The sequence below is a fragment of the Phenylobacterium sp. genome (genome assembly GCF_037189685.1).
Lineage (GTDB): Bacteria > Pseudomonadota > Alphaproteobacteria > Caulobacterales > Caulobacteraceae > Phenylobacterium.
Window position 1 is genome coordinate 59,183 of record NZ_JBBCIT010000027.1, and the last position, 19,927, is coordinate 79,109.

A 19,927-nucleotide genomic window follows, 5' to 3' on the forward strand; every position below is an offset into this window, starting at 1 on the left:
CTCAGGCGTCGACGCGAGCTTCGGCGTAGCCGCTCAGCACCACCACGCCGTCCTGGTTGGTGGTGGAGACGTCCAGCTCGACCAGCTTCACCCCGTCGCGCTCGGTCAGCGCCTTCACCGTGGCCTTGGCCTCCAGGGTGTCGCCGGGCCAGACCTGGCTGGTGAAGCGGACGCCGTACTTGGTCAGGCGCGTGTCGCCCACCCAATCGGTCAGCATCTTGCCGGTCATGCCCATGGTCAGCATCCCGTGGGCGAACACGCTAGGATAGCCGGCGACCTGGGTGGTGAAGATCTCGTCGGTGTGCAGGGGATTGTAGTCGCCCGAGGCGCCGGCGTACTGGACGATCTGAGTGCGCTTCAGGTCCTCGACCAGGCGCGCGGTATGCTCGTCGCCGACCTTGAGCTTGCTTGCGGAAAGCGCCATCGCTCAGGCTTCCTTCTTCGCGGGTTGTTCCACGGGGCGTTCGGTGCGCACGCCCACGCCGCGGGCGGTGACCACCAGCTCGCCGTCCTGATTGCGGTATTCGGTGACGCTTTCGGAGAACACCAGCTTGCCCGAGCGCTTGCCCTCCTTCTCCCAGGTCTTGCCGGGCTTGGTCTCGGCGACCAGCACGTCGCCGGCGCGCAGGGGACGATGGTACTCGTAGTGCTGCTCGGCGTGGAGACCGCCGCCTCCCCCACCACCGCCACCGCCGCCCGTACGGGCGACACCGGTCGGGTTCTTGCCCGAGCCGAACCACGGCTGGCCCACCTTGGGCCGCAGGAAATAGTCGGGATCGAACTGGGCCGAAGCCTGGACGAAGGTGGGCGGGGCGATGATTCCGCCGGCTTCGGTCGCCTTGGCCTTCTCCTCGTCGGTGTAGACGGGGTTCTCGTCGCCGATCGATCGGGCGAACATGAGGATATGCCCCGCCTCCACAGGAAACTTCTTGGCCGGCATGCGTCCCTCCTGGCTTACGCGCCACTGCGTTCTTGGCGGCCCGTCCAGGGCGCCGCGACGACCATGAGAGAGGATAGGCGCAACGTCAGTCAACCGGGAGCCGGCCCCGTCGCGAAAGAACCCCTGGCGAAGCGTCAGGCGGCGCGGGCGAACGCCGGAGCCAGGAAACGACCGGTCAGCTCGATGCTCTTCAGCACCGCGGCGGGCGGGATCGAGCCGAACTGCATCATGCACATCATGCGGTCGGCGCCGATCGCCTCATAGCCCCGCAGCTTCCCGGTGCAGTGCTCGGGGTCGCCGATGACAACACAGTCCAGCGGCTCCAGCACCTCGTGCGCCTCTTCCCGGCTGATCTCCTCCCCCTGGGCCATGCGCTTGAGCAGCACGACGACGGGAGGGTCGTCGTCGTGGATGACCGTCTCGTCCGGATCGAGCTGAGCCAGGGCCGCGGTGTCGCGGGCCGAATTCGGGTGCAGGCCGGCCTTGATCATGTCGTACCAGACCCGGCGCGGCACCTTGAACACCCGGGGCGCGGCGTTGACGTACCAGAGGGCCGACCAGGCGGCGCCGTTGGCGATGGCGTCCGCCCGCGTCTCGGCCACGTGGACGAAGGTGAAGCAGCCTTTCTGGCGGTTGATGAACCGGCCGGCCGGCGCCTGGCAGGCCGAGAGCCCGCGGTCGTGCTCGCGCAGCATCTCGCCCAGGAACTTCACGGGGCTCAGCAGGGTGGTGCCCAGCGCGCCCACGCCCATCTCGCCGGCCATGTAGAAGCTCTCGGGCGAGCCGCAGGTCTGCCAGAGCGGCGGGTGCGGCGTCTGCACCGGCTTCGGCACGATCTCGCGCGGCGGCACACGGTAGTCGGCCCCGTCCCACGAGAACTCGGGATCGGTCCAGACGCGCGGGATGATGTGCATGGCGTCGCGCACCTGGTCACGGGCCTTCTCGGGATCGACGCCGAAGGTCTCCCACTCCTTGCCGCCCGACTTGGCCAGCCCCATCTCGAACCGGCCGCCGGACAGGACGTCCAGCGTGGCGCCGCGTTCGGCGACGCGCAGGGGCGAGTTGATGTTGAACGGCGCCAGCACGCCGGCGTGGCCCACGCGCAGCCGCTGGGTGGCCATGGCGATGGCGGTCAGCACCAGCTCTGGCGCGGCGGAATAGCTGAACTCGGGCGAGCCGTGGTGCTCCACCTGCCACCAGGCGGTGAAGCCGGCGGCGTCGGCGGCGCGGGCCTGCGCCAGGATCTCCTGGAACAGGCTGGCCTCGTCCTCCCCATGCCAGGGAAACGCTCGCTGAATCTCGCAGAAGATATCGAACTTCACGCTGCGCCCCTTCACCTCATTTTATAACAGTTGTTATGTATCGATCCATATGAGAGCGAGTCAACCGCCACAAGAACGAACGACAGGATTTTCCAGCAGAAATCACATAACCATCGATATGTTTCCTACGCGGCGACCGACCCCTCGATGCGATAGGTCCGGGCCGCGACGTCGTGGAACATCAGCCGCCGCTCGTCGGCGCTGAAGCCCGCGGTCATCTTCTTGTGCGCGTTCCAGAGCACGTCGTAGCCGCAGGCGCGCTTGTCCATCGGGAAGTTGCTCTCGAACATGCAGCGCGCCGGTCCGAACAGGTCGATGGCCGCGGCGTAGTAGGGCCCGTTGGCCGCGGCCAGCTCGTCCGACGTCGGCGGCCTGGACCGCTCATGCCAGCCGAAACCGTTGAAGTGCATGTTCAGGCCGCCCAGCTTGAGCCGCACGTTCGGCCGTTCGGCCACCGCCGCCAACCCGGCCCGCCAGGCGGCGAACACCTCGTCGCGGCGCCCCGCGTACCAGCCCATGCCCAGGGGCGTGCCGATGTGGTCGAGGATGATCGTGAGGTCCGGCAGGGCGGCGGCCAGACTGGCCACCTGGTCGAGCTGGTGGTGGAAGACCCAGAGGTCCAGCGACAGGCCGCGCCGCTGCAGCTCGCGCGCGCCGGCGCGGAACGCCGCGCTCTCCATCATCTCGGCCGGCGCGCTGGGCCAGGGATCGAGCGCGCCGTGCGGATCGGCGCAGACGATGGGGCGGATACCGCGATACCGCTCGGGCGCGCGGGCCATGTGCAGGTCCAGCACCGCACCGACGCGATCGCCCAGCATCAGGTCGGCCGAGCCGAATATCGCCGCACAGGCCTTCACCGGCCCGAAGGCGCCGCTGGCGGCCTGGGCCCCCACGCCGTTGGCGAACTCCACCTCGCCGATCGAGCGCAGCTCGGCCGGGCCGTCCGGACGGTACATGGCCGCGCATTCGGCGAACACGCTGGCGACGATGTTGTGCCCGCCCCGCTGGGGATCGGCGTCGGCCAGGAATTCGTCCAGCAGATAGGTGTCGTGCGGAAGCTTCCACAGATGGTGGTGGGCGTCGACGATCGGCAGGTCGGGCTCCAGGGGCGCTTCCCGCACCTGGGCCAGCCAGTCGTCACGAACGGGCCATTCGAGGGACATCGGCGGCTACGCGGGCGGGCGCCCCTGAGGCTCCCGCCCTCCTCCTCAGAAGCTGACGCCGATCCGCAGCCCGTAGGTCCGCGGCGGGTAGTAGACGAAGTTGTCGGGCTGCAGCACCTGCTGACCCAGCGAGATCGACTGCAGGCCGTCGTTCGAGATGATGTCGTCGTTCTCGATGTTGGCGACGAACGCCTCGGCCCGGTATCTGCGGTCCGGGCTTTCCCACGTCACCCGGGCGTTGGTCGTATGGTAGGCCTTCTGGCGCGAGGTGAAGTAGTTGTCGGCCAGGAAGTCCACGCGGCCCGAGAAATAGGCGTCGACGCGCGGCGTGATCGTCCCGAACGCGGTCTGGAAACGATACTCCGCGCCCAGGTTCAGCGTGTAGGGCGGCGTCTGGTTGAGGTTGTTGCCCTTGAAGTCGCAGAGCCGGGTGACCGGGTCGCAACCGGGGCCCGGCCCGCCGAACCGCGCCGCCGTGGTGATGTAGCGGCCGTACTTGGCGTCGGTGAGCGTCCCGGTCGCGTTGAGGCGCAGGTTGTCGACCGGCACCGCCGTGAACTCCACCTCCAGCCCGCTCACGTCGGTCGTGCCGTCCACGTTGTTGATGCCGGACTGCGTGGCGCTCTGGATAAACACCTGCAGGTTCTTGATCTTCTGGTGGTAGGCGGCGACGTTGAGCTGCACCCGATCGTCGAGGAAGCGCGACTTCACGCCCGCGTCGAACGACGTCAGCGTCTCGGGATCGTAGATGTTGCCCAGGCCCGTGATGTTGCCGCCGGCCAGATAGCCGCGGGCGACCGAGGCGAACACCATCGTGCTGTCGTTGACCTGATAGCTCAGGCCCACCTTGCCGGTGACGCGGTTCCAGGTGTTGCTGAACGGGCCGGAGATGACGCCGCAGCTTCCGCCGCAGGCCAGGGGGAGCTGGTAGTCCAGCGAGTTGAAGCCCGACTTCCGGTCGTTGGTGTAGCGGAGACCGACCGTCAGGATCACGGGCACGCCCGCGCCCGTCTTGCCGAAGTCGTAGTCGAACTGCCCGAAGGCGGCCAGCGCCCGGGTCTTGCTGGTCCCGAAGCTCAGGAAGTTGAACTGGTCGAACGGGACCGTCGGGCCGAAGTTGTTGTAGCCGAGGTCGCTGTAGGCGAAGTCCTGGAAGTTCTTGCCCCGGAAGTAGATGCCGCCGACCACCCAGGTCAGGGCGCCGTCGCCGTTCGAGGCGAAGCGGACCTCCTGCGAGAACTGCTCGGCGTCGAGCCGCCAAGCCGAGCCGATCGAGATCGGCAGGTCCGACCCGTCGCCGTCGCTGATCTGGTCGACGTGGCTCTTCCCGTAGGCCGTCACCGAGGTGAAGTTGGCGAACGGCAGCTCGAGATCCAGCGTCGCCGAATAGAGCTCGGTATCGTTGCTGCCCACGTCCGGATAGTCGTGGCACACCCGGCGCGGGTCGAACCTCGCCGCCGTGCTGAAGTCGCAGGCCGAGCCGGCCGGGATTCCCAGCGGCGGGGTCATGTAGCGGGCCGGCGTCTGCCACCAGGCCGTCGCCGTGGCCGCGACACCCTCGCTCCAGGTGCGGTGGGCGGCCAGCAGCAGGCGGGCCTGCGGGTTGAAGTCGATGGCGAGCTGGCCGCGGATCATCTGGTAGTCCAGCCGGTCCAGGTTGTCGGTCGCCGCGGGCTTGGTCGAGAGGTTCTTCGTGTAGGGGTCGTGCTCGGCCGAGACGGCGGTGAGGCGCGCGGCGATCTGCAGGTCGCCGCTCGTCACCAGCGGCAGGTTCACGAAGCCGCGGAAGGTGCGGGCGTCATAGTTGCCCAGCATGGCGTCGACGCCGGCGGCGAACTCGCCCGTCGGCTTGTTGGTGATGACGTTGATCGAGCCGCCCACCGAGTTGCGGCCGTAGAGCGTGCCCTGCGGCCCGCGCAGCACCTCGACGCGGGCGATGTCGTAGAACTCGGGGTCGATCGACGTGGTGCGCTGCACATAGACGCCGTCGATGTTGTAGGCCACGGGCGAGTCGCCGCCGGGCGTGGTGTTCTGGCTGCCCAGGCCGCGCATGGTGATGACGTTCTCGCCGCCGGTCACACCCGCGCCGAACCGCAGCGACGGCACCCGCGACCCCAGCTCCTTGAAGCCGATCACGCCCTGCCGCTCCAGGTCCTCGCCGCCGACGGCGGTGATCGGGATCGGCACGCGCTGGACGTTCTCCTCCCGGAACTGGGCGGTGACGACCACCTCGCTGACGGTGCTGTCGGCGGTCTGGGCCTGAGCTTGGGCCGCGCCCGCCATGAGCGCGACCGCGGCCGCGCCCCCCAGAAGGCGCGCCGGGCGCCCGGTCATCCTGGTCATCTCCCGATCCCTCCCCTTTGTTGTTCCGGCCCTGTTGTTGCCGGCTCTGTGGTGTTCTCGCTCTGTCGGACCGCTTCCTGTCGCGCCGTTCCGTCAACGGGCCTTGTCGCCGCCCAGGGCCTCGTTCGCGCGCGAGTGACGCACGCCGGGCTGGAGCTCGATCATCTCGATGATGTTGCCGTTGGGGTCGTAGCAGCAGGCCGTCCCCACGATGCCGAGGGCCGCGTCCGGCGCATGCACCGGCTGGGTGAAGACGACGCCGGCCTGGGTGAGCGCCTCGTAGGCCGCATGCACGTTGCGCGTCCGGAAGGCGATGATCCGTGGCACCGCGCGCCTGCGCGCCGCGGGATCGGGGAAGGCGGCCTGTGGCTCCAGCCACTCAATGAGGTCGATCATGGGGCCGTCCGGGTCCGACGGCAGGACCATCAGCACCCCGCGCCCCCGCGCCCTGTCCAGGCCGAAGATGCCACCCACGAAGTCGGGCCAGACCACGTCGCGCCGATCGTTCAGGACCTCGAACCCCAGTAGCCCGTAGAAGGCCACCGACTCGTCCAGGTCCCGGCAGTTGACGACGGTGTGATAGAGGCGCGACAGCGCCCACGCCGGTTCGGACACGTCCGCTTCTCCCCGTATCGCGGCCCCGGCGCGCCGCGCGTTGCACACGGCCGTCCGACGCTCATCTTATGGGAAAGCATAACGCTGGTTCTGTAGATTCCGCAAAGGAATAGTATAACGGTCGTTCTGGAAATTCAGTTCGCCTTGCCGCCAGCCCCGCCGCCACGGTGCGCGTCGGGAGAGGCGATCCCGAGGTGTAACAGTCGTTATGCTTCCTCTCAGCCTGCGGCGCGCGAGGTCTTCCGCACCGGTTCGGGAACCGGACCCAGGCGGGCGTCCAGCAGAGAGTCCACGAACTGACGCTGCGTCGTGCTGGTGAACTTGCCCGCGCCCAGCAGCACCTGGACGCTCAGGCCGTCGATGAGGGCGATGATCTCGCGCGCCACGTGGTCCACGTCGATGTCGCGCGGCGCCTCGCCCTGCTCCTGGGCCCGGCGGATCACGGTGGAGACGCGTCCCATGTATTCGACGTAGCGCTCGCGCATCACGCGCTGGACCTGCGGACTGTGGACGCCACGCTCCCAGAAGGCCAGCCAGCAGCGCCATTGGGCCTTCATCGCCGTGCTGGTCGGCAGGATAGTGTGCAGCAGGTCGCGGAGAGCGGCCCGTGCGGACATGCCTGTGGCCGCCTCGTCCATCATCGGGCGGACGATCTCGGCCCCCTGCTCCGAAACGGCGATCAGGACCTCGTCCTTGGACTTGAAGTAGTGGGTCAGGGCGCCTGTCGTGAAGCCCGCCTCCTTGGCCACGTCGCGCATGGTCAGGCCTTCCAGGCCCTCGCGGGCGATGACCGCCAGCGCCGCGGCGGCGAACTGCCGTCGCCTCTGGTCGTGGTCGGCCTGCCGGGCCATGCTTCTCCTCCCCACCTCTCGGAGACGGCGCGTTACCACAGGGGCGCGGGCGGGAATACGCTCGTTATGTTCTCAGGCCGCAGTGACTCCGCCGTCGATCACCAGTTCGGCGCCGGTGACGAAGCGCGCGGCGTCCGAACACAGGTAGAGGACCCCCTCGGCGATATCCTGGGGCGCGCCGGGAAACCCCAGCGGCGTCGCCTCGGCCGCGACCTGGCGCGTGCCGGCCATCAGCGCCTCCGTGGAGTTCGAGCCGGGGTCCAGCCGGCCGTCATTCTGCATCTTCGCCCAGATGGGCGTCTCGATCGCGCCGGGATGCACCGAGTTCACCCGCACGCCGTTGCGCGCCGCCGCGCACTCCAGCGCCACCGCCTTGGTGAAGAGCCGCACACCGCCCTTGGTGGCGCAGTAGGCCGAAAGGCCCGGCACGCCGGTCAGGCCCGCCACCGACGAGACGTTGACGATCGATGCGCCGCCGGCCCGCGCCAGCAGCGGCAGGGCCGCCCGCACGCCGAAGAAGACGCCGTCCAGGTTCACCGCCTGCTGCCGCCGCCAGACCTCGGTCGTCGTCTCGAGCAGGGGCGCGCCGATGCAGAGGCCGGCGTTGTTCACCAGGGCGTGCAGGGCGCCGGCGCGGCGCTCCACCTCGGCCACGACGCCCGCCCATTCCGCCTCGGACGTCACGTCGAGCCGCGCCGGCTCCATCCGTTGCAGCGCCTCGGCCAGGGCGCAGGCTTCGGCCAGGCCGTCCAGGTCCACGTCGGCGGCGAAGACCCATGCCCCCTCCCGCGCCAGGGCCAGGGCGCAGGCGCGCCCGATGCCGCTCGCCGCCCCGGTGACCAGCGCCACCTTCCCCGCCATCCGGCCCATGCGACCCTCCCATCATAACGATCGTTATCTTTACACAGCCCCTGGATTGTCGATAGCGTCCGCGTAACGTCCGTTACGGAATGGAGCCAGGTCATGGGCGAGCTGCCGCAGCACGACGTCGTCGTCATCGGGGCCGGCTTCGGCGGCCTCTACGCGGTCCACCGCTTCGCCGAGCAGGGCTTCGACGTGCTGGGCCTGGAGCAGGCCGGGGACGTGGGCGGCGTCTGGTACTGGAACCGCTATCCGGGCGCCCGCTGCGACTGCGAGAGCTACTACTACAGCTACGCCTTCGACGAGACGCTGCAGCAGGACTGGACCTGGAGCCTGCGCTATTCGGAACAGCCCGAGATCCTCCGCTACCTGGGCCATGTGGCCGACCGGTTCGACCTGCGCCGGCGCTACCGGTTCTCGACCCGCGTGACCGCCGCGCACTTCGACGAGGCGCTGGGCGGCTGGCGGCTGCGGACGGCCGACGGGTTCGAGACGACGACGCGGGCCCTGGTCACCGCCATGGGCTGCCTGTCGCAGGTGAACTGGCCCGACATCCCGGGCCTCCGGGATTTCGGGGGGCGGCTGCTGCACACCGCCCAGTGGCCGCACGAACCGGTGGACTTCGCAGGCCGCCGCGTGGGCGTCATCGGCACGGGCGCCTCGGCGGTGCAGGCCATTCCCCGCATCGCGGAGCAGGCCTCGCAGCTCACCGTCTTCCAGCGCACGGCGAACTGGGTGCTGCCGGCGTGGAACCGGGCCACAGACCGGGACTTCGACGCCTGGGTGAAGGCCAACTACGGCGAGATCCGCGCCCGCTGCCTGGCCTCGGGCGGGGCCGTGCCCTTCGACCCGCCCGAACGCTCGGCCCTGGAAGTGGGCGACGACGAGCGGCAGGCGATCTACCAGGGGTTCTGGGATCAGGGCGGCATGCGGTTCTTCACTGCCTTCACCGACCTCTTCACCGACGAGGCGGCCAATGCGACGGCCCAGGCCTTCGTGCGAGCCCACATCGAAAGGACCGTGCGCGATCCCGAAACGGCGCGGCGCCTGACGCCCAACGACCACCCCATCGGCGTCAAGCGGCCGCCACTCGACGACGACTACTACGGGACGTTCAACCGGCCGAACGTCGCCCTGGTCGACGTGCGCGCCGCGCCCATCCGCGAGGTGTCGGGCCAGGTCCTGCGCACCGCCGAGGCCGCGTACGAGCTGGACGACCTGGTCGTGGCCACCGGCTTCGACGCCATCACCGGCGCCCTGCTGGCGCTGGACGTCCGCGGCCGCGGCGGCGTGCGCCTGGCCGACCGCTGGGCCGAGGGGCCGAAGACCTACCTGGGCCTGGGCGTCGCCGGCTTCCCCAACCTCTTCACGGTGACCGGTCCCCTGAGCCCCTCGGTGCTCGCCAACATGCCGACGGCGGTGGAGCAGCACGTCGACTGGATCGCCGACTGCCTGGACCACATGCGCGCCCGCGGCGTCGCGACCCTGGAGGCCACCGAGACGGCCGAGGCCGCCTGGTCGGCCGAGTCGGACGCCGCCGTCGCCCACACGCTCTATCCGAAGGCCAACTCCTGGTACTTCGGCGCGAACATCCCCGGCAAGCCGCGCCGCTTCGGGGTCTATGTGGGCGGGTTCGGCGCCTATCGCGAGCGCTGCCGGCAGGTGGCCGAGCGAGGCTACGAGGGCTTCCGCCTGGGCGCGGGGCCGAACGGATGAGCGGCCCGGCCGAGCGGCCCATCGACGCCGTCCGCGCCATGCTGACCGCGCTGCTGGGCGGCCCGGACGCCTCGATCGAGCACCGCCGCGCGCAGGCGGCCGTGTTCGCCGCCAGCCAGCCGCCCCCGCCGCCGGGGCTGCGGATCACGCCGACCGCGCTGGGCGGCGTCCCGGCCGAGACGGTCGAGGTCGAGGACGGCGCCGGGCCCCACCATGTCCTCCACCTGCACGGCGGGGGCTACGTCATGGGCGATCCGGCGGCAAGCCGCGGCTTCACCACCGCCCTGGCGCTGGCCACACGGGCGCGGGTAGTCAGCCTCGACTACCGCCTGGCGCCGGCCCATCCGTTCCCGGCAGCGGTGGACGATGCGCTGGCCGCCTACGCGGGCCTGCTGGACGACGGCGTCCCGGCTTCGCGCCTCGCCCTCGCCGGCGAATCGGCCGGCGGCGGCCTCGTGGTGGCGGCCCTGCTGGCGATCCGCGACGCCGGCCTGCCCCGACCCGCCTGCGCCGTGGCGATGAGCCCGTGGACCGACCTGGCCTGCACGGGCGCCTCCTACGAGACCCGCGCCGGATGCGATCCCCTGCTCACACGCCATGTCCTGCTCGAGATGGCCGACCAGTACCTTGCCGGCCAGGATCCCGGTGCGCCCCTGGCCTCCCCGGGCGAGGCCGACCTGGCGGGCCTCCCGCCCCTCCTGGTCCAGGTCGGCGACGACGAGGTCCTGCTGGACGACGCCCTCACCCTGGCGCGGCGGGCGGGCGACGCCGGCGTCCGGGTGGAGCTGGAGGTCTGGCCGGGCATGATCCATGTCTGGCAGATGTTCGCCGGCGCGCTGCCCGAGGCCGACGCGGCGATCGCCCGCATCGCGGCCTTCCTGTCCGAAACCCGGACGCCCTGAGCCTCGATGGGCCTCGGTCAGGGAACGCAGATCCGGCCGCTGGAAGCCCTGTCGGCCCCCGTGGCCAGGTCCGCGTGGATCGTCGCGGCGAGTTCATCGGTCTGATTGCGCAAGTCGGGCGCGGCGAGGGTCTCCCAGCGGGCCGCCCGCGTCAGGGGACCGACCGCGTACAGACCCCGCGTCGGCCGGCCGTCGGAGCCGACGACGCGCAGCGAGCCGTCCACGTCGAGGCCGAGCCCGAGCGGGTCCCCGCGCAGCAGGCCGCGAGCCTCGAGGCGCGCGAGCAGCGGCAGGCGGGTCAGGTCGCCCGACAGCCCCGTGCAGTCGACGGCGGCAGCGACGGAGAGGCGGATCGTCCGCGTCCCGCCACGCGGCCGGAGCACCACGCCGAGCGCCTCGCCCTCGGCCCGCAGCCGGACGACCTGCCCGGCGACGATCCTGAGGCGCCCGGACGCCGTCATCTCGTCGATCCGGGCGGCCACGCGCGGGGCCATCCGATGCCGGTGGACGTCCCACCAGGGCCGGGCGTGACGAAGGAAGCGGCGGCGGGCCTTCAGGTCCCAGCCTGCCCAGATCGACGGCGTCAGCGGCCGTACGCTGTCCACGGCCGACCGCCATCCCACCTGCGCGGCGTGGGCCCTGAGGCGCGTCATCGCCTCCCGCGGCGTGGCGAAGGGGCCCTCCGGCGCCGCGACCGCCGGAGCCGGGCCGTGCGGCCGGGGCAGGAGCCCCCGGCGGGAGATGGCCAGGAAGCGCCGGCCGGGCCGATCCAGGCTCAGGGCCACGTCCACCATCGTCAGGCCGGACCCGATCAGCAGGATCTCGCCCTCGGGGGCCGCTGCGGGATCGAGCGTCCAGGGATCGGGGACATAGAGGTTTCCGGCCTCGCCGCTTTCCGACGCCGGCGCCGCGAGGCCCACGGCCAGCACCACCGCGTCGACTTCGATCTCGCGGCCCATCGCCAGGCGCAGGATCGCCCGGCCGCCACGGGGCTCGACGTCCACCGCCTCGTCCTGTTCGAGGAGAAGCCTGCCGGGATGTCCTTCGGGTCCGATCGCCTCGCGCAAAAGCTCCTGGAGATAGACACCGTACAGTCCCCGGCTCACGAAGCCGTCGCCAGCGACGTCGCGCGCCTCCAGCCAGGCCTTGAAGTGGTCCGGACGGTCAGGGAACGCGCTCATGTTCGCGGCCCGGACGTTGAGGAGATGGTCGGGATTGGCTGCGGCGTACGCACGCCCCAGTCCGAACCTGGGCGCCTTCTCCACCAGGCGCACCACGGCGGCCGGCATGCGCTCCAGAAGATGGATCGCGGTCAGGAGTCCGCTGAAACCGCCACCGACCACCGCGATGCACGGCGCGCCCGCCGAGGACATGGACACCTCACCCCTCGGGATCGAGGTCGAGGACCGCCGTGCGCATCAGCTCGGCCAGGCGCAGGATGGTGGCGTGCGGCTGCGCGCGCGCGTGGCGCACATAAGCGACGCGCGGCAACGCGGGCAGCCGCTGAAGCACGGCCGCGCCCACCGTGCGGCGCGAGAAGATGCGCGTGCGGCAGGTCACGCCGAGACCGGAATCCACCGCGGCGCGCAGCACCGAGAGGCTGGGCGTCTCCAGCACCACGCGATAGGGCCGGCCCGTGGCGTCCAGCGCCGCCAGGGCCGCGTCGCGGAAGCGGCACGGGCGCTCCAGGATCGCCAGCGGGAGGACATCCTCCTGCGCCAGGTCATCGTCGCCCAGCCACACCATCGGCGCGACGCGGATCGCCGCCACGTCGTCGGCCGCACCCATGCAGAGCACGACGTCCAGCCGGTCGGCGGCCAGGTCATCGAGGAGCTGGGGCGAACCGCCGACGCGCACCTGGAGCTGGGTGTCGGGGTTCAACTGCGCGAACTGCGCCAGGACACCCGAAAGCAGCGTCTCGGCAAAGTCCTGCACGAGGCCAACGCGCGCGGGACCCGCAAGGGCGTCACCGTTCAGGGCCGATACGGCCCGGTCGTTCGTGGCCAGGATATCCCGCGCGTAGGTCAGCAGGGTCTGACCCGCAGGCGTCAGCTTGAGCCGTCGTCCTTCGCGCTGGAACAGCGCCGCCTGCACCGTCTCTTCCAGGCGCTTCATCTGCAGGCTGAGCGCCGACTGCGTGACGAAGACGCGTTCGGTCGCCCGAAGCATCGAACCCGAGTCGACGATAGCGGCGAAGCTGCGCAGCAGCTCCGTGGGCAGGTTCACGGCCATGAGCTCCCCGGACCTATGAGGATCGCTAAACACACCGTTGAGGTAATGTCTATTGAGTTGATAGGAATTAAGCGCTTTCTGCGGCGAGGCAAAGCGCAATTTGCCGCGCCATCCTGCAGGAGCCGCTCCGTTGTCCGTTGTCGCCGCTGATCGAAAACCCGTCCGGTTCCGGCTGCCGCGGCTCCGCATCCGCGGCGGCCGCTGGGTCTCGCCGGTCCTGCTCCTGCTCGTGTGGGAGCTGGGGTCACGTACGGGGATCATACCCGAGCGGATCCTGGCGGCGCCCTCCGCCGTCGCCGAGACGTTCTGGGCCCTGAGCGTCAGCGGCGAACTGTCCTCCAACCTCGCCGTCTCGCTGGCGCGCGCGCTCGTGGGCCTGGCGTTCGGCCTCGCAGCCGGCGTGGTCCTGGCCCTGATCGCCGGCCTGTCGCGAACAGGCGAGGTCGCCGTCGATCCCCTGATGCAGATCAAGCGCACCATCCCGACCCTGGCGCTCACGCCGCTGTTCATCGTCTGGTTCGGAATCGGCGAGACGCCCAAGATCACCCTGATCGCCGCGGCCACGGTCTTCCCGATCTACCTCAACCTCTTCTCCGGCATCCGCGGCGTGGACGCCCGCCTGATCGAGGCGGGGCGCAGCTTCGGACTGACCCAGGCCGAGCTGATCCGCGACGTGATCCTGCCGGGCGCCCTGCCCTCGTTCCTGGTCGGCCTGCGCTATGCGCTGGGCGTGTCGCTGCTGGTGCTGGTGGTGGCCGAGCAGATCAACGCCTCGGCGGGCCTGGGTCACCTGATCAACAACGCCCGCGACTTCATGCGCACCGACATCATCGTCGTCTGCCTGCTCGTCTACGCCAGCCTCGGCCTGGCGGCGGACCTCTTCGTCCGCACCCTCGAAACCCGCGCCCTCGCCTGGCGTCCCAGCATCATCAAGTCCTAAGTCCCGGAGCCCGCGTCATGGCCACGCCCCTCGCCCGCCCGCAACAAGCCGCACCGCACCAGCCGCCCCCGCAACAGCACAACGCCTCGCCGTCGGATTGGCGGCTGGCGGACGACGGCCCAGCCGTCCGCGTCCGCAACTTCACCCGCCGCTTCGGCGACGTCACCGTGCTGGAGGACCTCGACCTCGAGATCGCCCAGGGCGAGTTCGTCGCCCTCCTGGGTCGCTCCGGTTCGGGCAAGACGACGCTGCTGCGCACGCTGGCCGGGATCGACCCGGCGCCGGGACAGCAGGTGCTGGCGCCCGACACGCGCGCCGTCGTCTTCCAGGACGCGCGCCTGCTGCCGTGGAAGCGCGTGTGGCGGAACGTGGCTCTGGGACTGAAGGGCGAGGGACTGAGGGGCGCCGGCATCCGCGCCCGCGCCGAAGCGGCGCTGACCGAGGTGGGCCTGGACCATCGGCTGGACGCGTGGCCGGCGACGCTGTCGGGCGGGGAGTCCCAGCGGGTTTCACTGGCCCGTGCTCTGGTCCGCGACCCCGGCCTCCTGCTGCTGGACGAGCCGTTCGCGGCGCTCGACGCCCTGACCCGCCTGCGGATGCACGAGCTGGTGCTGTCGCTGTGGCGCCGCCATGCGCCGGCGGTGCTGCTGGTCACCCACGACGTGGACGAGGCCGTCGCGCTGGCCGACCGGGTCCTGGTGCTGGACGCCGGGCGGATCGCCGCCGAGGAGCGCATCACCCTGCCACGCCCCCGGGCCGCCGACGGCGCGTTTCAGGACATCCGCGCGCGACTCCTGCGCCACCTGGGCGTTGACGCCGGCCACCGCCGCGCCGCGGAAGGCGCTCTGGTGTCGTTCCCGAGCGGCGAGATCGTCGCGTGAGTGCGGCCATCGCCCTGCCCGTCACGCCGCGCGCGACGGCGGCGCCCGACCTGGACGCCCTGCTGCCCGGCTTGACGGCGGCGTTCGCCGAGACGGCCGCCCAGCATGACCGCGATTCCAGCTTTCCGTTCGCGAACTTCGAGCGGCTGCGCGAGGCCGGCCTGCTGGCGCTGACCGCCCCCGCCGCGCTGGGCGGCGGCGGCGCCGACCTGCCCGCCGCTTTGCGGGTGATCGAGGCGGTGGCCCGCGGCGAGCCCGCCACGGCGCTGGTGCTCACCATGCAGTACCTGTTCCACGCCTCCCTGGAGGGCCGGGCCGGCTTCACCGACGCGCTGAAGGCCCGCGTCGTCCGCGATGCGTTGGAGGACGGCGCGCTGATCAACGCCCTGCGCGTCGAGCCCGAGCTGGGCACGCCGGCGCGAGGCGGCCTGCCGGCCACGGTGGCCCGACGGGCGGCGGACGGCTGGCGCATCTCGGGCCGCAAGATCTACTCCACCGGCGCGCCGGCCCTGACCTGGATGATCGTCTGGGCGCGCACCGACGAGCCCGAGCCCCGCGTGGGCGGCTTCCTCGTGCATCGCGACGCCCCCGGCCGCCGCATCGAGGAGACCTGGGACCATACCGGCCTGCGGGCCAGCGGCAGCCACGACGTGGTCTTCGAGGACACGCCGGTCCCCCTGGAGCATGCGCTCGCCCCCACCCTGCCCGGCGCGCCGCCGGCGCCGGATCCGGCAATGGCCGTCTGGTCCCCCGTGCTCACGGCCGCCATCTACAACGCCGTGGCCGGCGCGGCGCGCGACTGGTTCGTCCGCTGGCTGACCGAGCGGACGCCGGCCAACCTGGGCGCCCCGCTATCGACCCTGCCGCGTTTCCAGGAACTGGTCGGGACGATAGACGGCCTGCTGCTGCAGAACCGCGTGCTGCTGGATTCCGCGGCGGACGGACGGCTTGGGCCCGGGCAGGGCGGACTGGTGAAGCACCTCGTCACCGAGAACGCGATCGCCGCCGTCGAGAAGGCCGTGGCCGCCACCGGCAACCCCGGCCTGTCGCGCCACAATCCCCTCCAGCGCCACTACCGCGATGTCCTCTGCGGCCGGATCCACACGCCACAGGCCGACGTGGTGCTGACCGCCGCCGGCAAATCCGCCTTCGCGAAAACCTCCCCGCAACCGAACACCCGAGCCTGACATGACCGACACGCCCGACCTCGAGATCCTGGGCCTGATCTCGACGCAATACGCCTCCGAGACCCACGCGGCGAAGAGCGGCTGGATCGACAAGGCCTACCTCGCCGCCCACGCCAAGGCGCACGAGTACGCCGGCTTCGACCGCGTGCTGATCGGCTACAACTCGGCCTCTCCCGACGGATTCCAGGTCGCGGCCTATGCGGCGGCCCAGACCACGACGCTGAAGTTCCTGCTCGCGCACCGGCCCGGCTTCACTGCGCCGACCGTCGCCGCACGGCAGCTCGCGACCCTGGACCAGCTCAGCGACGGTCGGCTGGCCGTCCACATCATCACCGGCGGCTCCGACGAGGAGCAGCAGCGCGACGGCGACTTCCTGACCAAGGCCGAGCGCTACGCCCGCACCGACGACTACATCGCCGTCCTGCGCAAGGCCTGGACCAGCGAGGGCCCGTTCGACCACGAAGGTCCCTTCTACCGCGTCAAAGGTGCGCCGGCGGCGGTGAAGACACTCCAGCAGCCGCACCTGCCCATCTTCTTCGGCGGCGCGTCGGACGAGGCGGTCGAGGTGGCGGGCCGCCAGGCCGACGTCTACGCCCTGTTCGGCGAACCCCTGGAGCAGGCGCGCGAAATCGTGGGCCGGGTCCGCGCCGCCGCGGCCGCGAACGGCCGCGAGGTGAAGTTCTCGATGTCGCTGCGGCCGATCCTGGCGCGCACCGAGGGCGAGGCCTGGGACCGCGCGGCGCGCATCCTGGACGACGCCAAGGCGCTGAAGGCGAGCCGTGGCGGCCAGAGCCGCTACTCGTCCGCGCGCGGCGGCCAGCGGCTGCTGGAGGCGGCGGCCGGCGGCGCCGTGCGCGATGCGCGCCTGTGGACCGAGATCGCGGCGCTGACGGGCGCCCAGGGCAATTCCACCTCGTTGGTCGGCACGGCCGAGCAGGTCGTGGAGTCGCTCCTCGCCTACTACGACCTGGGGATCACCAAGTTCCTGTTCCGCGGCTTCGATCCGCTGGAGGACGCCATCCAGTACGGCCACGAACTCCTGCCCGCCCTGCGCGCGGCGGTGGCGGCGCGGGGCGCGCCCAGGGTGCTGGCGGCGGAGTAGGTCATGAGCCGCCTGATTGTCGCCAGCCAGCTCAACGACGCCTTCAACACCTCGTTCGCCCAGGCGCTGCCCGAGGTGGACATCCTGCCGGTCCCTGCAGGTCCGCCGGCCGGCCTGCCCCATGCGGCCAAGGTGCTGATCGCCGCGCCGTTCCGAAAGGCCGGCGGCTCGCTGCCGCCGGTCCCGCCACCAGGCTGGCCGTTCGACCTCCGATGGGTGCAACTCGTCTCGGTCGGGATCGACTTCTATCCCGGATGGCTGTTCGACGGCCCGGTGGTGACCTCGGCGCGGGGCTCGTCGGCCGTGGCGCTGGCCGAGTTCGCGCTGGCGGCGATCCTGGCCGCCACGAAGAAGCTACCCGACATCTGGATCGACCGTTTCGAGCAGTGGGCGCCCACGCCGCTCGGCCTGGTCCAGGGCCGCACCCTGGGCCTGGTGGGCTTCGGTTCCATCGGCGAGGCGCTGGCGCCCCGCGCCCAGGCTCTGGGCATGAAGGTCCTGGCGATCCGTCGCTCGGACACGCCGATCCCGACACCGGGGGTGGAGCGGGTCCACGACTACTGCGAACTGTTCGCCCGCTCGGACGACGTCGTCCTGGCCGCGCCGGCCACGCCCGAGACGGTCCGCCTGGTGGACGCGAAGCTTCTGGCCCATGCCCGGCCCGGCCTGCACCTGATCAACATCGCCCGCGGCGCGCTGATCGACGACGTGGCGTTGCTGGCGGCGCTGGACGACGGCCGTGTCGGCCTCGCCAGCCTGGACGTGACCCACCCTGAGCCGCTGCCGTTCAACCATCCCTACTACAGCCATCCGCGGGTCCGGCTCTCGCCGCACACCTCGGTCCACACCCCCGACACCCGCCGGAACCTGGCGGCGCAGTTCGCGGCGAACCTCAAGCGCTTCCAGGACGGCGCGCCCCTGGACGGCGTGGTCGACCCCGCCCGCGGCTACTGACGGAGCTTCCCATGACCCGGATCGTCCCATGACCCTGGCCTTTCCACGCCCCTCGGGCGTTCCATCGCCCCATCCCGCCAAGATCGAGACCGTCCTGCCCGAACGCGGTTTCGGCGGCGGCCCGGCGGCGATCCCGCAGCAGCCGTCCGTCGAAGAGGAGCGGCTGTATCGCAAGCAACGGCTGGCCGCAGGTTATCGGCTCTTCGCCCGCGCCGGCTTCGACATGGGCGGCGCGGGACACATCACCGCGCGCGACCCGGAGTTTCCCGACCGCTTCTGGGTCAACCCGGCGGGGGTCCACTTCAGCCGGATCACGGTCTCGGACCTGATGCTGGTCGATCATCACGGCGACATCGTCGAGCCGCCCGCCAGGGCGAAGCCACGCCTCAACCGCGCCGCCTTCGCCATCCATTCCGAGTTGCACAAGGCGCGACCGGACGTGGTGGCCGCCGCCCACTCGCACTCGCTCTACGGCAAAGCCTGGTCGGCGTTGGGACGCCTGCTCGATCCCCTCACCCAGGATGCGGCGGCCTTCTACGACGACCACGCGATCTTCACCGAATTCTCGGGCGTGGTGCTCGACACCAGCGAGGGCGAGAAGATCGCCCAGGCGCTGGGCGGGCGGAAGGCCGTGATCCTCCAGAACCACGGCATCCTCACCGTAGGGCGGACGGTGGAGGCCGCCGTCTGGCGCTACCTCGCGCTGGAGAACGCCTGCCAGGTGCAACTCCTCGCCGAGGCGGCGGCACAGACCCGACCCATGCCGCCCGAGGTCGCGCGCCACACCGCGGGTCAGGTCGGCAGCGAGATCGGGGGCGTCTACGCCTTCCAGCCCTACTGGGACGTGGTCTCGGAGGAAGAGCCGGACCTGTTCGACTGATGCCCGGTCCCCTGCGGCTCAACCGGCGCAGCGTCCTGGCGGGCGCCGGCGCGCTTTCCGGGTGGGCCCTGTCGGGCTGCGCCCGCGAGCCGGCGCCGTCGGCCGGGGGCGCGCTGCGGATCGCCAGCTACAAGGGCGGGGCGCGGACGCTCCTGGACGCCGCCGGGCTGGCGAATACGCCCTACCGTATCGAATGGTCGGAGTTCGCCGGCGGCAACCTCATCACCGAGGCGATAGAGGCGGGCGCCGTCGACATCGGCTCCATGAGCGAGATCCCGCCGATCTTCGTCGCCGGGCGGCCCACCCGACTGCGGATCGTCGCGGTGCAGCGGGGCGATGTGAACGCCCAGGTGACCCTGGTCCCCAAGGCTTCGCCGATCCGCACGGCGGCCGACCTGAAGGGCAAGCGGGTCGGCTATGTCCGGGCGACCACGTCGCAGTACTTTCTCGCCCGGCTGCTCGCCGAACAGGGCCTCACCTTGGGCGACATCCAGGCGGTGGCGCTGTCGCCCCAGGACGGCCTCTCGGCCTTCACCCAGGGCGCGCTCGACGCCTGGGTGATCTACGGGGTCCAGGGCAACCTCGCACGCGCGCGGCTGGGCGCGCGGGTGCTGGCGACCGGCCTGGGGCGGCTGTCGGGCAACTATGTGCAGTCGGCCCTGGCCGACGCGCTCGACGATCCGGCCCGGCGCGCGGCGATCGCCGACCATCTCCAGCGGCTGCGCAAGGCCTATGCCTGGGCCAACGCCCACCCCGAGTCCTGGGCCGCGGCCCAGGCCGCCGCCACGGGCGTCCCGGCGGAAATCTATGAGGCCCTCCATCGTGAACGCAGCGCCCCCAGCGTGCTGGGCGCCGTCGACGCCGAGGCCATCGCCTCGCAGCAGGCGGTCGCCGACGCATTCGCCGACCTGAAGGTCATTCCAGCGCGCGTCGACGTTCGCCCGATGTGGAGCCGTGAGTTTGATGAAGAAATCAAAATATGAATGTTCATCAATCAAAATATTGAAGTTAGAAATTCAATATATTTCGCATCTCGAT

Annotated in this window: 19 protein-coding genes; 9 read left to right on the plus strand and 10 right to left on the minus strand. The window is 71.0% G+C overall.

The genetic code is table 11. The features are described from left to right. Position 1: 1 nt before the first annotated feature. The 8 genes from WG212_RS15540 to WG212_RS15575 form a co-directional block, all read right to left on the minus strand. Positions 2-424, minus strand: coding sequence for a MaoC/PaaZ C-terminal domain-containing protein (locus tag WG212_RS15540; protein ID WP_337188020.1), 423 nt, complete (start codon positions 422-424; stop codon positions 2-4). 3 nt (positions 425-427) lie between these two features. After that, a complete protein-coding gene (locus WG212_RS15545) occupies positions 428-940 on the minus strand; it encodes a MaoC family dehydratase N-terminal domain-containing protein (RefSeq protein ID WP_337188021.1) in 513 nt (170 codons plus the stop codon). Between the two features lie 134 nt (positions 941-1,074). Beyond that, complete coding sequence (locus WG212_RS15550) at positions 1,075-2,262, minus strand: LLM class flavin-dependent oxidoreductase (protein WP_337188022.1); 1,188 nt, start codon at positions 2,260-2,262, stop codon at positions 1,075-1,077. A gap of 125 nt (positions 2,263-2,387) precedes the next feature. After that, entirely contained in the window at positions 2,388-3,425 is a 1,038-nt protein-coding gene (locus WG212_RS15555) for an amidohydrolase family protein (RefSeq protein ID WP_337188023.1), read from the minus strand. A gap of 45 nt (positions 3,426-3,470) precedes the next feature. Further along, complete coding sequence (locus tag WG212_RS15560; RefSeq protein ID WP_337188024.1) at positions 3,471-5,768, minus strand: TonB-dependent receptor; 2,298 nt, start codon at positions 5,766-5,768, stop codon at positions 3,471-3,473. A 93-nt stretch (positions 5,769-5,861) separates the two neighbouring features. Continuing rightward, a complete protein-coding gene (locus WG212_RS15565) occupies positions 5,862-6,383 on the minus strand; it encodes a VOC family protein (protein ID WP_337188025.1) in 522 nt (173 codons plus the stop codon). A 218-nt stretch (positions 6,384-6,601) separates the two neighbouring features. Then, positions 6,602-7,234 carry a TetR/AcrR family transcriptional regulator gene (locus tag WG212_RS15570; RefSeq protein WP_337188026.1) on the minus strand — a complete coding sequence of 211 codons (633 nt, stop codon included), beginning with the start codon at positions 7,232-7,234 and terminating at the stop codon, positions 6,602-6,604. Between the two features lie 72 nt (positions 7,235-7,306). Beyond that, positions 7,307-8,104 carry an SDR family oxidoreductase gene (locus tag WG212_RS15575; protein ID WP_337188027.1) on the minus strand — a complete coding sequence of 266 codons (798 nt, stop codon included), beginning with the start codon at positions 8,102-8,104 and terminating at the stop codon, positions 7,307-7,309. Positions 8,105-8,197: 93 nt separating this feature from the next. Between WG212_RS15575 and WG212_RS15580 the strand changes: the two genes are divergently transcribed. Then, on the plus strand, positions 8,198-9,811 hold the full coding sequence (locus WG212_RS15580) for an NAD(P)/FAD-dependent oxidoreductase (RefSeq protein ID WP_337188028.1): 1,614 nt from the start codon (positions 8,198-8,200) through the stop codon (positions 9,809-9,811). After that, positions 9,808-10,713, plus strand: coding sequence for an alpha/beta hydrolase (locus WG212_RS15585; RefSeq protein ID WP_337188029.1), 906 nt, complete (start codon positions 9,808-9,810; stop codon positions 10,711-10,713). Before WG212_RS15580 ends, WG212_RS15585 begins: the two co-directional genes overlap by 4 nt. 17 nt (positions 10,714-10,730) lie before the next feature. On the opposite strand, the gene WG212_RS15590 is transcribed toward WG212_RS15585, so the two are convergent. Together WG212_RS15590 and WG212_RS15595 are read right to left on the minus strand one after the other, a co-directional pair. After that, positions 10,731-12,086: an FAD/NAD(P)-binding protein gene (locus WG212_RS15590; RefSeq protein ID WP_337188030.1), complete on the minus strand. Its 1,356-nt coding sequence runs from the start codon at positions 12,084-12,086 to the stop codon at positions 10,731-10,733. Between the two features lie 7 nt (positions 12,087-12,093). Next, a complete protein-coding gene (locus tag WG212_RS15595) occupies positions 12,094-12,945 on the minus strand; it encodes a LysR substrate-binding domain-containing protein (RefSeq protein WP_337188031.1) in 852 nt (283 codons plus the stop codon). Between the two features lie 130 nt (positions 12,946-13,075). Between WG212_RS15595 and WG212_RS15600 the strand changes: the two genes are divergently transcribed. The 7 genes from WG212_RS15600 to WG212_RS15630 are packed head-to-tail and all read left to right on the plus strand — an operon-like array spanning position 13,076 to position 19,872. After that, positions 13,076-13,885 (plus strand): ABC transporter permease subunit, encoded by an 810-nt coding sequence (locus WG212_RS15600; RefSeq protein ID WP_337188032.1) that lies wholly within the window; start codon positions 13,076-13,078, stop codon positions 13,883-13,885. 17 nt (positions 13,886-13,902) lie between these two features. Next, on the plus strand, positions 13,903-14,766 hold the full coding sequence (locus WG212_RS15605) for an ABC transporter ATP-binding protein (protein ID WP_337188033.1): 864 nt from the start codon (positions 13,903-13,905) through the stop codon (positions 14,764-14,766). After that, positions 14,763-15,953, plus strand: a complete 1,191-nt coding sequence (locus WG212_RS15610; protein ID WP_337188034.1) for an acyl-CoA dehydrogenase family protein — start codon at positions 14,763-14,765, stop codon at positions 15,951-15,953. Before WG212_RS15605 ends, WG212_RS15610 begins: the two co-directional genes overlap by 4 nt. A 1-nt stretch (position 15,954) precedes the next feature. After that, entirely contained in the window at positions 15,955-17,055 is a 1,101-nt protein-coding gene (locus WG212_RS15615) for an LLM class flavin-dependent oxidoreductase (RefSeq protein WP_337188035.1), read from the plus strand. Positions 17,056-17,058: 3 nt separating this feature from the next. Continuing rightward, a complete protein-coding gene (locus WG212_RS15620; protein ID WP_337188036.1) occupies positions 17,059-18,009 on the plus strand; it encodes a D-isomer specific 2-hydroxyacid dehydrogenase family protein in 951 nt (316 codons plus the stop codon). Positions 18,010-18,037: 28 nt separating this feature from the next. Further along, positions 18,038-18,889, plus strand: coding sequence for a class II aldolase/adducin family protein (locus WG212_RS15625; RefSeq protein WP_337188037.1), 852 nt, complete (start codon positions 18,038-18,040; stop codon positions 18,887-18,889). Then, complete coding sequence (locus tag WG212_RS15630) at positions 18,889-19,872, plus strand: ABC transporter substrate-binding protein (protein ID WP_337188038.1); 984 nt, start codon at positions 18,889-18,891, stop codon at positions 19,870-19,872. The genes WG212_RS15625 and WG212_RS15630 overlap by 1 nt, the downstream gene beginning before the upstream one ends. Positions 19,873-19,927: the final 55 nt, after the last annotated feature.

Bases quoted from the DNA above. Each gene is read 5' to 3' on its own strand.
- WG212_RS15540 (WP_337188020.1), bottom strand. From the start codon at position 424: ATGGCGCTTTCCGCAAGCAAGCTCAAGGTCGGCGACGAGCATACCGCG.
- WG212_RS15545 (WP_337188021.1), bottom strand. From the start codon at position 940: ATGCCGGCCAAGAAGTTTCCTGTGGAGGCGGGGCATATCCTCATGTTC.
- WG212_RS15555 (WP_337188023.1), bottom strand. From the start codon at position 3,425: ATGTCCCTCGAATGGCCCGTTCGTGACGACTGGCTGGCCCAGGTGCGG.
- WG212_RS15560 (WP_337188024.1), bottom strand. From the start codon at position 5,768: ATGACCAGGATGACCGGGCGCCCGGCGCGCCTTCTGGGGGGCGCGGCC.
- WG212_RS15570 (WP_337188026.1), bottom strand. From the start codon at position 7,234: ATGGCCCGGCAGGCCGACCACGACCAGAGGCGACGGCAGTTCGCCGCC.
- WG212_RS15575 (WP_337188027.1), bottom strand. From the start codon at position 8,104: ATGGGCCGGATGGCGGGGAAGGTGGCGCTGGTCACCGGGGCGGCGAGC.
- WG212_RS15580 (WP_337188028.1), top strand. From the start codon at position 8,198: ATGGGCGAGCTGCCGCAGCACGACGTCGTCGTCATCGGGGCCGGCTTC.
- WG212_RS15585 (WP_337188029.1), top strand. From the start codon at position 9,808: ATGAGCGGCCCGGCCGAGCGGCCCATCGACGCCGTCCGCGCCATGCTG.
- WG212_RS15590 (WP_337188030.1), bottom strand. From the start codon at position 12,086: ATGTCCTCGGCGGGCGCGCCGTGCATCGCGGTGGTCGGTGGCGGTTTC.
- WG212_RS15595 (WP_337188031.1), bottom strand. From the start codon at position 12,945: ATGGCCGTGAACCTGCCCACGGAGCTGCTGCGCAGCTTCGCCGCTATC.
- WG212_RS15605 (WP_337188033.1), top strand. From the start codon at position 13,903: ATGGCCACGCCCCTCGCCCGCCCGCAACAAGCCGCACCGCACCAGCCG.
- WG212_RS15615 (WP_337188035.1), top strand. From the start codon at position 15,955: ATGACCGACACGCCCGACCTCGAGATCCTGGGCCTGATCTCGACGCAA.
- WG212_RS15620 (WP_337188036.1), top strand. From the start codon at position 17,059: ATGAGCCGCCTGATTGTCGCCAGCCAGCTCAACGACGCCTTCAACACC.
- WG212_RS15625 (WP_337188037.1), top strand. From the start codon at position 18,038: ATGACCCTGGCCTTTCCACGCCCCTCGGGCGTTCCATCGCCCCATCCC.
- WG212_RS15630 (WP_337188038.1), top strand. From the start codon at position 18,889: ATGCCCGGTCCCCTGCGGCTCAACCGGCGCAGCGTCCTGGCGGGCGCC.